This is a genomic window from Flavobacterium flavipigmentatum (genome assembly GCF_020911905.1).
Classification (GTDB): Bacteria; Bacteroidota; Bacteroidia; order Flavobacteriales; family Flavobacteriaceae; genus Flavobacterium; species Flavobacterium flavipigmentatum.
Map to the genome: position 1 here is coordinate 2,508,146 of NZ_CP087133.1, position 13,367 is coordinate 2,521,512.

Genomic DNA, 13,367 nt, shown 5'->3' on the forward strand with positions numbered 1-13,367 from the left:
TTAAAATTATCATATTCATAAAATGGAACAACAAAAACCATATATTCCTAAAAATAAAGTAAGAATTGTTACCGCTGCTTCACTTTTTGATGGGCATGATGCAGCTATTAATATCATGCGCCGTATTATTCAGTCAACAGGTGTCGAAGTGATTCATTTAGGTCACGATCGAAGCGTTGAAGAAGTTGTAAATACTGCTATTCAGGAAGACGCCAATGCAATTGCAATGACTTCTTACCAAGGCGGGCACAACGAATATTTTAAATACATGTTTGATTTGCTTCACGAAAAAGGAGCGGGTCACATCAAAATTTTTGGTGGTGGTGGTGGCGTAATTCTGCCAAGCGAAATCTCAGAACTGCACGAATATGGTATTACCCGAATTTATTCTCCCGATGATGGGCGTTCGATGGGTTTACAAGGGATGATTAACGATTTGGTTGAGCGTTCTGATTACCCTATTGGAGATCAGTTAAAAGGAGAACTCGATCATATCGAAGATAAAAATCCTACAGCAATCGCTCGTTTGATATCGGCGGCTGAGAATTTTCCAGAAATTGCAAAACCAGTTTTTGATAAAATACATACAAATAACGAAGACTCTAAGATTCCTGTTTTGGGTATAACCGGAACGGGTGGTGCAGGAAAATCTTCTTTAGTTGACGAATTGGTACGTCGATTCTTAATCGATTTTCCAGAAAAAACAATCGGATTAATTTCTGTCGATCCTTCGAAAAGAAAAACAGGAGGAGCGCTTTTAGGAGACAGAATCCGAATGAATGCAATCAATAATCCTCGTGTTTACATGCGTTCGCTGGCAACTAGACAATCAAATTTGGCTTTGTCAAAATATGTAGCCGAAGCGATTCAGGTTTTAAAAGCAGCAAAATATGACTTGATTATTCTTGAAACTTCGGGAATAGGGCAATCAGATACGGAGATCATGGATCACTCTGATGTTTCTTTGTATGTCATGACACCCGAATTTGGTGCAGCTACGCAATTAGAGAAAATTGATATGCTGGACTTCGCTGATTTGGTGGCGCTGAATAAATTTGATAAAAGAGGTGCTCTAGACGCCATTCGCGATGTAAAAAAACAATACCAGCGCAATCATAATCTTTGGGACAAAAATCCAGACGAGATGCCTGTTTTCGGAACTATAGCTTCTCAGTTTAACGATCCCGGAATGAATACGCTGTACAAAGCGATTATGGATACAATTGTCGAAAAAACGGCTTCAAACCTACATTCGACTTTTGAAATTACCCGCGAAATGAGCGAGAAAATCTTCGTGATTCCTCCTCATAGAACACGTTATTTATCTGAAATCGCAGAGAGTAACAGGAATTATGATGAAATAGCTCTTTCTCAACAAAAAGTAGCACAAAAATTATACGGAATTTTCAAAACCATAGAATCGGTTTCAGGAATACTTCCACAAATTAATAAAGCAGGAATAGACGATGGAACTGTTTTACCTAACGGAATTCAGGAACATGATGAAAACAGAATTTTCCTTAACCTTTTGCTCAATCAATTTGATAAAGTAAAAATGGATTTAGATCCTTACAATTGGGAGATAATTTTAAACTGGGATGAAAAAGTAAACAAATACAAGAATCCAGTTTATAGCTTTAAAGTTCGTGATAAGGAAATTAAAATTGCCACACATACAGAGAGTTTGTCACACCAACAAATTCCAAAAATAGCGTTGCCAAAGTACGAAGCTTGGGGTGATATTTTACGTTGGAATTTACAGGAAAATGTTCCAGGAGAATTTCCGTTTGCCTCAGGATTATACCCATTTAAGCGCGAAGGCGAAGATCCGTCAAGAATGTTTGCCGGAGAAGGTGGACCAGAAAGAACCAACAAGCGTTTTCATTATGTGAGTGCAGGATTGCCTGCAAAACGACTTTCTACAGCTTTTGACAGTGTGACATTGTACGGAAATGATCCCGATGTACGTCCAGATATTTACGGAAAAATTGGTAATGCCGGAGTTTCAATATGTTGTCTGGATGATGCTAAGAAACTGTATTCAGGCTTTGATCTGGTGCATGCTTTGACTTCTGTAAGTATGACAATCAATGGTCCAGCACCAATGTTGTTAGGCTTTTTTATGAATGCCGCTATTGATCAGCAATGCGAATATTACATCAAAAACAATGATTTAGAAAAAGAAGTTGAGATCAAAATCAACCAAATTTATAAAGAAAAAGGGTTAGAGCGTCCTAAATATCAAGGTGATCTACCAGAAGGAAATAATGGTTTAGGATTAATGCTTTTGGGTGTTACCGGAGATCAGGTATTGCCTTTGGATGTTTATAACGAAATAAAAGCCAGAACATTATCGCAAGTTCGCGGTACCGTTCAGGCAGATATTTTAAAAGAAGATCAGGCGCAAAATACGTGTATTTTCTCGACTGAATTTGCTTTGCGATTAATGGGCGACGTTCAGGAATATTTTATTACCAAAAACGTTCGTAATTTTTACTCAGTTTCTATTTCTGGGTATCATATTGCCGAAGCGGGTGCCAATCCTATCACGCAGTTGGCATTCACGCTGTCAAATGGTTTCACTTACGTGGAATATTATTTGAGCCGTGGCATGAACATCAACGATTTTGGACCTAATTTATCATTCTTCTTTTCAAATGGAGTAGATCCAGAATATGCTGTTATCGGACGTGTAGCACGAAAAATTTGGGCGAAAGCCATGAAAAACAAATACGGAGCCAACGAAAGAGCTCAAATGTTAAAATATCATATTCAAACATCTGGTCGTTCTTTGCACGCACAGGAAATTGATTTTAATGATATTCGAACGACTTTACAGGCTTTGTATGCTATTTATGATAACTGTAATTCCTTGCATACTAATGCATACGATGAAGCTATTACTACGCCAACAGAAGAATCGGTGCGTCGTGCAATGGCAATTCAGTTGATTATTAATAAGGAATTAGGATTAGCGAAAAACGAAAACCCAATTCAGGGATCATTTATCATCGAAGAACTAACCGATTTGGTTGAAGCTGCTGTTTTGCAAGAATTTGATAGAATTACAGAGCGTGGAGGTGTTTTAGGAGCTATGGAAACCATGTACCAGCGTTCTAAAATTCAGGAAGAAAGTTTGTATTACGAAACCTTAAAACACAACGGAGATTTTCCGATTGTGGGTGTAAATACATTCTTGAGCTCAAAAGGTTCGCCAACCGTTATTCCTGCTGAGGTCATTCGTGCTACCGAAGAAGAAAAACAATATCAGATTACAATGTTGGACAACCTGCATCAATTTCACGAAGCAAAAGTAAACGAGCATTTAAACAAATTGCAGGAAGCCGCCATTAAAAACGAAAACTTATTCGACCACTTAATGGAAGCGACAAAAGTTTGCTCACTGGGTCAGATTACTTCGGCGTTGTTTGAAGTGGGTGGGCAGTATAGAAGGAATATGTAATTATAAAAAACCAAAAGCAGCTCATTGAGCTGCTTTTTTTTGATCTTGAGGCAAAAAATCAATTATTAGCGACGAAGGGCAGGACTTTCGTTTACAGATTGCTCTAATTGAACTGTTTTTGATTTTTTGTTTGAAACAAGGATCTCATGTTTAACAACTTTAGTGTTTTCTTTTACTTCTAAAATATAAGTTCCAGCAGGATAACCTTCTAAACTTAATGTTTTTGAAATTTCTAATTCGTTTGCATCAGAAACTCCTGTGCACAACAAATTATTATTTTCGTCATAAATGGCAAAACTTGATTTCTCAACGTTGTTTAAAGTAAAGCTAATTACTTTTCCATTTCCGGTTTTTATATACAAGATATAATCCCCTTTTTCACCAAGTGCATAAGTAAAAGTTGTTGTTAGAAATAAGGCTACAACAAGCCCCAATTTGAAAATTTGTTTCATGTTTTTTTAATTTTAAATAATATTGATGGTGCCACAAACATACAAATAGAAATTGAATTATTTGCAAAATTAACTCTTTTACGAAGTGTTAAGTTGCAGAATTTTAAGTATTTACATGTTTTGTTTGATATATATACGTAATTTTTGACTTAATGGATGTTTTTTAGCTATTTTTTTTTAACACCTAAAAATCAGATACTTATAAATTATTAAGAATTGGTTTTCAAAAAAATTAGGAATTAGGATTTTATCAAAAATAAAAGCATAAAAAAACAGCTCAATAACCACAAAGAGCTGTTTTTAAAACTGTAAAAGTTTTTAACTTTACTAACTATCTAACCTCATTTTTATACTTTAAAAAAGTATAATTAATTAGCGTACTACCACGCTCGTGTTTTTTGCAGCACTACCTGTTTTGTTAACTGAAGAAATTGCATTAGATGATAAAATAGACTTATCATGATTTACCACAATTTCGTGTCTTACTCTTTTTGCATTATCTTCAATTTCTAAAAAGTAAATTCCTTCCGGAAATTCTTCTAAGCTAAAAGTTCTCAAAATTCCATCTTTACCCGAAGCATTTTCAGAGTAAATTAGAGTACCGTCTTTTTCGTAGATCGACAAATTTGCCTTTTTTACATTGTTTAATGCAAATGTAATTAGCTTTCCATCACTGTTTCTAATTACGTGAAGAGCAAGATCTCCATTACCGTCAATCGCAAAAGCACTAATTCCTGTGAAAAGTACTCCGCACACTAAACTTAATTTTAACATCTTTTTCATAACCTTAATTTTTAAATTAATTAGTTCTAATTCTCTGATGCTAAATTACTTCAAGACTTGGTTTTTAAGCACCTCTCTATTGATGCATTTCGATGCTATATTCTCATTTACGAAACCGTTATAGGTTAAAATTTGAATTATTTTAGGTATTTTTGTTAATTCACTTACTATTTTTTAAAGTTTAAGAAATTGTAAACTTTGATAGGGAGTATTTTTTTTGTAAATAAATTTTTACACATTCATAGATCAAACTTGGATCAAAATTCAAAAAAATAAGCATAAAAAAAACAGCTCGAGAACCACCAAGAGCTGTTTTTAAAACAATCACGTTTTAACTTTACTAACTATCTAACCTCATTTTATACTTTATGAGAGTATAAAACTACTTAACGTACTGCTACGCTAACATTTTTAGCAGAAGAACCTGCTTTATAAACTGCTGAAATTGCTTTGGTTGATAATGTTGAGATATCATTATTTACTACAATTTCATGTTTAATTATTTTTTCATTATTTTCAATTTCTAATAAATAAGTTCCTTCCGGAAATTCTTCTAGGCTGAAAGTTCTTAAAATTCCATCTTTTCCTGAAGCATTTTCAGAATAAATTAGAGTTCCATCCTGATCATAAATTGATAAGTGTGCTTTTGTGATATTGTTCAAAGCAAAACTGATTAATTTACCATCATTATTTCTTATTACATGAAGAGCAAGATCTCCATTTCCGTCAATTGCAAAAGTACTGGTTCCAGTGAAAAGCAGTGCGCAAAGCAAACTTAATTTTAACATCTTTTTCATGACTTAAATTTTTAAGATTAATAGTTCTAATTCTCTGATGCTAAATTACCTTAATAAAAATGTGTTTTTCGCAACTCTATTGACTAATTTCTATGCTGTATTCTCATTTACGAAACCGTTATAGGTTAAAATTTGAATTATTTTAGGTGTTTTTGTTAAATTTGCTATTATTTTTCAAACAATTCAGATGAAGATAAATGCGCCGGCTCTTGAAGTGATTTCCAACTCGCATGGTAGTTCTTTTGCCTACACAAAACATGCGCAAAAGGCTAATCTAAAATCACATTTATGGCATTATCACCCAGAAATTGAATTGGTTTTTATTAATGGTGGTGCGGGGAAAAGGCAAATAGGAAGTCATATTTCCTATTATACCAACGGAACCTTACTTTTGATTGGATCTAATTTGCCTCATTGTGGCTTTACTAATGAAAATACGGGAAATACCAATGAGACTGTGATTCATATCAAACCTGATTTTTTAGGGAATGATTTTTTTGGCGTACCTGAGATGAAAAGAGTGCAAAATATTTTGAATCAGGCCAAAGCAGGAATCGCATTTGGAGGCGAAACCAAAAGACGAATAGGGGCTAAGATCGAAATGATGGAAAATCAGGCACCGCTGGAACGATTGTTTGCACTTTTGAGTATTCTGGACGAATTAGAATCTTCTGTAGAATACACGGTACTCAATGCTGACGGATTTTCGTTAGGATTGCATGTTCAGGATAACGATCGTATTAATGTTATCTTCAATTATGTAAAGGATCATTTTCAGGAGCCTATTTCTGTTGATGAAGTGTCGAGTTTGGTAAGCATGACAACGCCTTCTTTCTGTCGTTATTTCAAAAAAATTTCCAATAAAACCTTTACCGAGTTTGTAAACGAGTACAGGTTGGTACATGCTTCAAAATTATTGGCAGAAAAATCTATCAGCATCAATGATGTTTGCTATGAAAGTGGCTTTAATAATTTTAGTCATTTCAGCAAATCTTTCAAACAATACACAGGAAAAAGTGCTTCACAATACCGTCAAGAACATAAAACGATTATTATGTAACTGGTTTATTTAATAAAAAACACCAAGATTCTACTTACTTTTTTTGATGTTTTTATTTTAGAAAAAGGTATATTTACAAACCTTAATCTGAAAATATAAATATGAAAAAATTCAAAAATTTAATAGTTGCAGTACTTTTATTTACATCAACTTTATCCTTTTCGGCTACAGTTGATACGCTTAAAATAGAGAGTGCTGCAATGAGTAAAACCTACAAAGCAGCCGTTGTTTTGCCAAAATCGTATGCTAAAAGCAAAAAAAAACTACCCGTTATGTATTTATTGCATGGGGCTTATGGTCATTTTGATAACTGGCTAAAAAGTACTCCTAATAAAGACTTAGTAAAAAATCTGGCCGATCAATATAATATTATAATTGTGATGCCGGAAGGCGAAACTTTTAGTTTCTATCTGGATAGCCCTGTAAACAAAGAAAGCCAGTTTGAGACTTTTATTACTCAGGAAGTTATTCAGAAAATTGATAAAACCTACCGCACAATAGCCAATAAAAATGGTCGTTTTATTACAGGACTCTCAATGGGCGGTCACGGAGCTCTTTATTTATCGGCTAAACATCCCGATTTATTTTGTGCTGCAGGCAGTATGAGTGGCGCTGTAGATATGAGTGTCATGCTTACGCGCGATCCTAACGCAGCGCAGCAGGTTATAAAACTTATGCAGCCTATTTTAGGAGACAGAAGCAATGATGTAAAAGCATACGAACCTTATGCTGTTTTGAATTTATTGGATAAAATAAAAGCAAATAAGCTACCGCTCATAATAGACTGTGGTGTTGATGATTTTTTGATCGAATCGAATAAAGAATTACACCGAAGATTGGTTTATAATAAGGTAGAACACGATTATATAGAAAGACCTGGTGCGCATACTTGGGTATATTGGGAAAATTCTTTACCTTATCACGTATTATTTTTTAATGATATTTTAATTAAAAATCAGCAGGTTGCAAAAAAATAATAAAATAATTTAAGTAAGAATCGCCAAAATCATTTTTTTGGTTTGGTTTTTGGAATACCTTTATAAATCTTAAAAAAATAAAAATTATGAAAAAGATACTCACCCTTTTCGCAGTTGTTGGATTATTTGCGTTTTCTAGTTGTTCCGATGATACTAATAATGATGGTATCGATAACGATACAATTAGTGAAGTTTTTGAAAGAACTATCACATTCAGTGGAGCTAACAATTATAGTGCTTTAATTAATTTGAGTCCTGCAATTTTTACTTCAGACATGGTGTTGGTTTACAGATTGACAGGTGTTGATAATGGTAGAGATGTGTGGAAATTAGTTCCGGAAACATATTATTTTCCTGACGGTACATTGAATTTTGGTTATGAATATGATTTTACAATTAATGATGTAAGCATTAATATGTTTGGAAATGATTTGGCTACAGTTGCAAGTGGTAACAGAGTGAACCAAATTTTTAGAGTAGTGATCATTCCTGCGGCTTTAACGAATAAGTCTGCTGTTAAACCCGATTATTCTGATTATTATGCGGTAATTAAAAAATATAATCTTGATGATACTAATATCAAAAGATCAAAATAATAGCATTAGGTTATATTCATAAAAAAAGGAAATCGCAAGATTTCCTTTTTTTATGAATATATGTCTCTAAAAATTATTCTTCTACATCATCATCGGTAAGTGTTTTCTCTTCTCCGAATTTTAAGGAAACCAAAATTCCCACTAAAAGTGAAAGCGCAATAAACCCTAAAGAAGCCCATTCCGGAATGTGAATGTAGTCATGAAGTAACATTTTAACCCCAACAAAACTTAAAATGGCGATCAGACTATATTCTAAATAACTGAATTTTGCAAGCATGTTGGCGAGGAAAAAATACATAGAACGTAGTCCTAGAATAGCAAAAATATTCGAACTAAATACTAGAAAAGGATCTGAGGTTATAGCTAAAATAGCAGGAACACTGTCTACAGCAAAAAGAACATCCATTACTTCAATTACAATTAGAGCTACAAATAGAGGAGTAGCTGCTTTTTTGGCTGTTTTTGTGGTGATGAAAAATTTCTCATGTTCCATTTCAGAGGTAATCGGAATAATTTTGCCTAAAGTTTTGTAAACAAAAGAATCTTTGGGTTGAAAATCTTCTTCTTCTCCTGAGAATAGCATCTTGAGAGCGGTAAAAATTAGGAAAGCTCCAAATAGATAGGTAGTCCAAGTAAATTTGTTGATGATCATTACGCCAAAGAAAATCATTAGTCCACGAAAGATAACGGCTCCTAAAATTCCCCAAAACAAAACACGGTGTTGGTATTTCTGTGGTATTTTGAAAGAGGCAAAAATAATGGCGATCACAAAAATATTGTCGACACTTAGAGATAGTTCTATTAAGTAGCCCGTAATAAACTTCATAGAAGCCACTGCTGGTTCTAATTTATCAGGATTTGCAATATAATTTGTAGTATAAAGCCAGTAAATAACTCCCGAAAACAGAAATGATAGTGTAACCCAAATTAATGTCCATTTGCTTGCTTCTTTGGTGCTTATAATATGAGGGTTTTTATTAAACACTCCTAAGTCTAGGGCAAGAATAAAAACGACGGCTAATAAAAAGAGAATCCAGACTATCATGTTACTTTTTTTTTAATGATTTACAAAGATAGGTTTTGAAGTTTAACTTAAAAATTAATTATTAGAAAATTCCTGTCATATTTAGTTAATGTTTAAGTCTGTTATTTTGTATAGAATGCGTTTCGATAAACCGGTCAGATTTTTAAAACCTGTCGCGTTTATTATTACTAGGATTTGCGAATCTATTCTCAATTTATGTGATTTGTCATTCGTCGAAAGGACAAGATTGTGTCAAGCCTATAACCTAATAACAAAAAAAAGTGCCATCAATTACGATGGCACTTTCGGGTATAATTTGAACTAGGAATTATAGCGCTGATTTTACAGTTTTGATAATTCTTGCGGCAATTTTGTATGGATCTCCGTTTGAAGCGGGTCTTCTGTCTTCCAACCATCCTTTCCATCCTTTTTGAACTGTCATCAAAGGAATTCTGATAGAACATCCTCTGTCTGAAACTCCATAAGAGAAATCGTGAATAGAAGCAGTTTCGTGTTTACCAGTCAAACGTTGGTCGTTGTAAGCTCCGTAAACTGCAATGTGCTCAGCAGTAACAGGACGGAAGGCCTCACAGATTTTTTCGTAAGTCGCTTGGTCTCCACATGTTCTTAATACTTCGTTAGAGAAGTTAGCATGCATTCCTGAACCATTCCAGTCTGTGTCTCCAAGTGGTTTTGGGTGGTATTCGATATAATAACCATATTTTTCAGTCAAACGATCTAATAGGTATCTTGCAACCCAGATTTCGTCTCCGGCTTTTTTAGCACCTTTAGCAAATAATTGAAACTCCCATTGTCCGCAAGCAACCTCTTGGTTGATTCCTTCAAAGTTAATTCCGGCAGCAATACACAAATCAGCATGTTCTTCTACTAATTTTCTTCCGTGTGTGTTTTTTCCACCTACAGAACAATAGTACATACCTTGTGGAGCAGGATATCCTCCAACAGGGAAACCTAATGGCAATAAAGTTTTAGTATCCATGATGAAATATTCTTGTTCAAAACCAAACCAGAAATCACCATCATCATCAATAGTAGCTCTACCGTTAGAAGAATGCGGAGTACCATCAGCGTTCATAACCTCTGTCATAACCAAGTATCCATTGATACGGGTTGGGTCAGGGTAAATCGCAACAGGAACTAATAAACAGTCAGAAGAACCTCCTTCGGCTTGTTTAGTAGAGGATCCGTCAAATGACCAATTTCCAAGTTCTTCTAATGTTCCTTTGAAATTGTCATGCTCTTCAACTTTAGTTTTACTTCTTAGATTTTGAGTTGGTTCATATCCATCTAACCAAATGTACTCTAACTTAATTTTAGCCATAATAATATAAATTTATTTTTTTGTTTTTTTGCTTGGGTCAAATATAGATTTATTTTTTTAGTCCTAAAAATTAGGGGGTGTATTTTTATTAAGAACTATAATTTTTTGCAGAAGCATAATTTTCTAAGGGGTATATTTTTAAAAAAGCAATTTTTATAGTATTAGAAAAATAAATTCGTAATTATTCTGGGTGTTTTTTGATTTTCTTCTTGCTAAAATTGAGGAAAATTGTTTATTTATTGAATTATACTGCGGTATTTTGTTATAAATCTTCAAAACAAAGTTATTATTCTTCAATAAAAGACCGTTATGTTGAAAGATTATAATTCAAAAATCGAAAATTTATCCTTTTTAAAGGCTCATTATTTGCTTATATTTGTTTCTTGTTTTAATTCGAAATTAACTGCAATTTTTAAAAAAATTAGATATGTCAACATTACGTTTTCAAGCTTTAAGAGATGCTTCTACAAGAAAGCCGGTACACTTTGAAGAATTAGATAAAAAATCGACACTTTTTGGTGCCAATGTTTTTAATGAGAAAGCAATGAAGCAATATTTGACTTCGGATGCTTTAAAAGGAGTGCGGGATGCGATACAGCACGGAACTAAAATCGATAGAAAATTAGCCGATTATATCGCTATGGGAATGAAAGAATGGGCTTTGGCGAAAGGTGTAACCCATTACACGCATTGGTTTCAGCCCTTGACGGGAACTACGGCAGAAAAACACGACGCCTTTTTTGAGACTTCTTATGATGGGAGTGATCCGGTAGAAAAATTTGGCGGCGCACAATTAGTACAACAAGAACCAGACGCTTCAAGTTTTCCTAATGGCGGAATTAGAAATACCTTTGAAGCTAGAGGTTATACCGCTTGGGATCCTACTTCTCCCGCCTTTATTTATGGCACTACTTTGTGTATTCCGACTGTTTTTATTGCCTACACGGGAGAAGCTTTAGATAATAAAATTCCGTTACTAAGAGCTTTATCTGCGATGGATGAAGCGGCTACAGAAGTGTGTAAATATTTTGATAAAAACGTCAAAAAAGTAACCGCAACTTTGGGTTGGGAACAAGAATATTTCTTGATTGACAAAGCTTTGGCTAATTCTCGACCAGATTTGGTCATGACGGGCAGAACTTTATTAGGGCACACTTCTGCAAAAGGGCAGCAGTTAGACGATCATTATTTTGGATCAATCCCTACACGCGCGCTTACTTATATGAGAGATTTAGAGCAAGAATGTATGTTGTTAGGGATTCCTGTAAAAACACGTCATAACGAAGTAGCGCCTAATCAGTTTGAGCTGGCGCCCATTTTTGAAGAAACCAATTTAGCGGTCGATCATAACTCGCTCTTGATGGACGTAATGCAAAAAGTGGCCGAGCGTCATGATTTTAAAGTATTGTTTCATGAAAAACCTTTTAAAGGCGTAAATGGTTCAGGAAAACACAACAACTGGTCATTGGCAACAGACACAGGAGTCAATTTGTTGAGTCCGAGCAAAACGCCAATGAGTAATTTACAGTTTTTAACATTCTTCATCAACACGATCAAAGCAGTAAACGATTACGAAACGTTGTTACGAGCTTCTATTGCAACAGCAAGTAACGATCATAGATTAGGAGCAAACGAAGCGCCTCCAGCTATTATTTCGGTTTTTATCGGAGCACAATTGACCAAAGTTTTGTCTGAGTTAGAAAGTGTAACAACCGGAAAATTATCTCCAGAAGAAAAAACCGATTTAAAACTGAATGTAGTAGGCAAAATTCCGGACGTACTTTTAGATAATACCGACAGAAACAGAACTTCGCCTTTTGCCTTTACAGGAAATAAATTTGAGTTTAGAGCGGTAGGTTCAAACGCCAATTGTTCGAATGCAATGACTACGCTAAATGCTATCGTGGCCAAACAATTAAAAGATTTTAAAATTGAAGTAGATGCTTTAATCGAGTCGAAAGACATGAAAAAAGACGACGCGATTTTTAATGTTTTAAGAGAATACATCAAACAGTCTAAAAAAATCCTTTTTGAAGGTGACGGTTATAGCGAAGCCTGGGAAAAAGAAGCGGCTAAAAGAGGGTTGAGCAATTTCAAAACCACTCCCGAAGCTATTAAAGCCAAAGTATCTAAGCAAGCTTTTGATTTATTTGATGAATTGGGGATCATGAATCACGTAGAAGCCGAGGCGCGTTACGAGATCGAATTGGAGGAATATACCAAGAAAATTCAAATAGAAGGCAGAGTTTTAGGAGATATCTCAAGAAATCATGTTATCCCGACTGCTATTCGTTATCAAAATACATTAATTGAAAATGTAAAAGGTCTAAAAGAAATCTTCGGAAAAGAGTTCGAAACCATTGCCAAAGAACAAATTCTTCTAATAAAAGAAATTTCGGGTCATATAGAAGGAATTAGTTCTAAAGTGGCGGCGATGACCAACGAAAGAAAAAAAGCAAATACTTTAACAGATGCTCAAAAAATGGCAGAAGCCTATTGTAATAAGGTAAAACCGTATTTTGAAGACATTCGTAATCATTGTGATAAACTTGAGTTATTGGTAGACGATCAAACTTGGACTTTGACCAAATACAGAGAATTATTGTTTACGAAATAGTTTTTTTGTCACTAATTGCGCAAATTTTCACGAATCTATTTTTTATTTCTAAATAATTCGATTTAAAATTAGCTGTATTTTCAAACAATTATAAAAAGTTTAAACAAACAAAAATCATCCGCTAAGGATGATTTTTGTTTTATAAAAATTTGTGCTTAATAATTCTACGCAATCCCTTAATCCATAAAATTATTTTAATCTGTGGCTTTTTTGCTTCTCTCCTTTTTTAATTAGTCAAAATTAGTGTAATTAGTGG

At 34.2% G+C, this 13,367-nt stretch carries 10 protein-coding genes; 5 read left to right on the forward strand and 5 right to left on the reverse strand.

Annotated elements, in window-relative coordinates; translation table 11 throughout:
- Positions 1-22: 22 nt before the first annotated feature.
- Positions 23-3,463 (forward strand): methylmalonyl-CoA mutase family protein, encoded by a 3,441-nt coding sequence (locus LNP22_RS10915; protein ID WP_229973481.1) that lies wholly within the window; start codon positions 23-25, stop codon positions 3,461-3,463.
- Positions 3,464-3,528: 65 nt separating this feature from the next.
- On the opposite strand, the gene LNP22_RS10920 is transcribed toward LNP22_RS10915, so the two are convergent.
- The 3 genes from LNP22_RS10920 to LNP22_RS10930 form a co-directional block, all read right to left on the reverse strand.
- A complete protein-coding gene (locus LNP22_RS10920; protein WP_229973482.1) occupies positions 3,529-3,915 on the reverse strand; it encodes a secretion protein in 387 nt (128 codons plus the stop codon).
- A gap of 372 nt (positions 3,916-4,287) precedes the next feature.
- Positions 4,288-4,698, reverse strand: a complete 411-nt coding sequence (locus tag LNP22_RS10925) for a T9SS type A sorting domain-containing protein (RefSeq protein ID WP_229973483.1) — start codon at positions 4,696-4,698, stop codon at positions 4,288-4,290.
- Between the two features lie 386 nt (positions 4,699-5,084).
- Positions 5,085-5,495: a T9SS type A sorting domain-containing protein gene (locus LNP22_RS10930; RefSeq protein WP_229973484.1), complete on the reverse strand. Its 411-nt coding sequence runs from the start codon at positions 5,493-5,495 to the stop codon at positions 5,085-5,087.
- A gap of 187 nt (positions 5,496-5,682) precedes the next feature.
- Here LNP22_RS10930 and LNP22_RS10935 point away from each other — a divergent pair, with 187 nt between their 5' ends.
- The 3 genes from LNP22_RS10935 to LNP22_RS10945 all read left to right on the forward strand — a co-directional run bounded on the left by LNP22_RS10935 (position 5,683) and on the right by LNP22_RS10945 (position 8,128).
- Positions 5,683-6,555 carry an AraC family transcriptional regulator gene (locus LNP22_RS10935; RefSeq protein WP_229973485.1) on the forward strand — a complete coding sequence of 291 codons (873 nt, stop codon included), beginning with the start codon at positions 5,683-5,685 and terminating at the stop codon, positions 6,553-6,555.
- A 101-nt stretch (positions 6,556-6,656) separates the two neighbouring features.
- A complete protein-coding gene (locus LNP22_RS10940) occupies positions 6,657-7,532 on the forward strand; it encodes an alpha/beta hydrolase (protein ID WP_229973486.1) in 876 nt (291 codons plus the stop codon).
- Positions 7,533-7,618: 86 nt separating this feature from the next.
- On the forward strand, positions 7,619-8,128 hold the full coding sequence (locus LNP22_RS10945) for a hypothetical protein (protein WP_229973487.1): 510 nt from the start codon (positions 7,619-7,621) through the stop codon (positions 8,126-8,128).
- 73 nt (positions 8,129-8,201) lie between these two features.
- On the opposite strand, the gene LNP22_RS10950 is transcribed toward LNP22_RS10945, so the two are convergent.
- Positions 8,202-9,173, reverse strand: a complete 972-nt coding sequence (locus tag LNP22_RS10950; RefSeq protein WP_210666437.1) for a TerC family protein — start codon at positions 9,171-9,173, stop codon at positions 8,202-8,204.
- 307 nt (positions 9,174-9,480) lie between these two features.
- Positions 9,481-10,494: a glutamine synthetase beta-grasp domain-containing protein gene (locus LNP22_RS10955; protein ID WP_229973488.1), complete on the reverse strand. Its 1,014-nt coding sequence runs from the start codon at positions 10,492-10,494 to the stop codon at positions 9,481-9,483.
- A 427-nt stretch (positions 10,495-10,921) separates the two neighbouring features.
- On the opposite strand from LNP22_RS10955, the gene LNP22_RS10960 reads away from it, so the two are divergent.
- Positions 10,922-13,111: a glutamine synthetase III family protein gene (locus LNP22_RS10960; protein ID WP_229973489.1), complete on the forward strand. Its 2,190-nt coding sequence runs from the start codon at positions 10,922-10,924 to the stop codon at positions 13,109-13,111.
- Positions 13,112-13,367: the final 256 nt, after the last annotated feature.

What these genes read in the sequence shown, in the direction of transcription:
- LNP22_RS10915 (WP_229973481.1), top strand. Translation starts at nt 23, where the DNA reads ATGGAACAACAAAAACCATATATTCCTAAAAATAAAGTAAGAATTGTT.
- LNP22_RS10920 (WP_229973482.1), bottom strand. Translation starts at nt 3,915, where the DNA reads ATGAAACAAATTTTCAAATTGGGGCTTGTTGTAGCCTTATTTCTAACA.
- LNP22_RS10925 (WP_229973483.1), bottom strand. Translation starts at nt 4,698, where the DNA reads ATGAAAAAGATGTTAAAATTAAGTTTAGTGTGCGGAGTACTTTTCACA.
- LNP22_RS10930 (WP_229973484.1), bottom strand. Translation starts at nt 5,495, where the DNA reads ATGAAAAAGATGTTAAAATTAAGTTTGCTTTGCGCACTGCTTTTCACT.
- LNP22_RS10935 (WP_229973485.1), top strand. Translation starts at nt 5,683, where the DNA reads ATGAAGATAAATGCGCCGGCTCTTGAAGTGATTTCCAACTCGCATGGT.
- LNP22_RS10940 (WP_229973486.1), top strand. Translation starts at nt 6,657, where the DNA reads ATGAAAAAATTCAAAAATTTAATAGTTGCAGTACTTTTATTTACATCA.
- LNP22_RS10945 (WP_229973487.1), top strand. Translation starts at nt 7,619, where the DNA reads ATGAAAAAGATACTCACCCTTTTCGCAGTTGTTGGATTATTTGCGTTT.
- LNP22_RS10950 (WP_210666437.1), bottom strand. Translation starts at nt 9,173, where the DNA reads ATGATAGTCTGGATTCTCTTTTTATTAGCCGTCGTTTTTATTCTTGCC.
- LNP22_RS10955 (WP_229973488.1), bottom strand. Translation starts at nt 10,494, where the DNA reads ATGGCTAAAATTAAGTTAGAGTACATTTGGTTAGATGGATATGAACCA.
- LNP22_RS10960 (WP_229973489.1), top strand. Translation starts at nt 10,922, where the DNA reads ATGTCAACATTACGTTTTCAAGCTTTAAGAGATGCTTCTACAAGAAAG.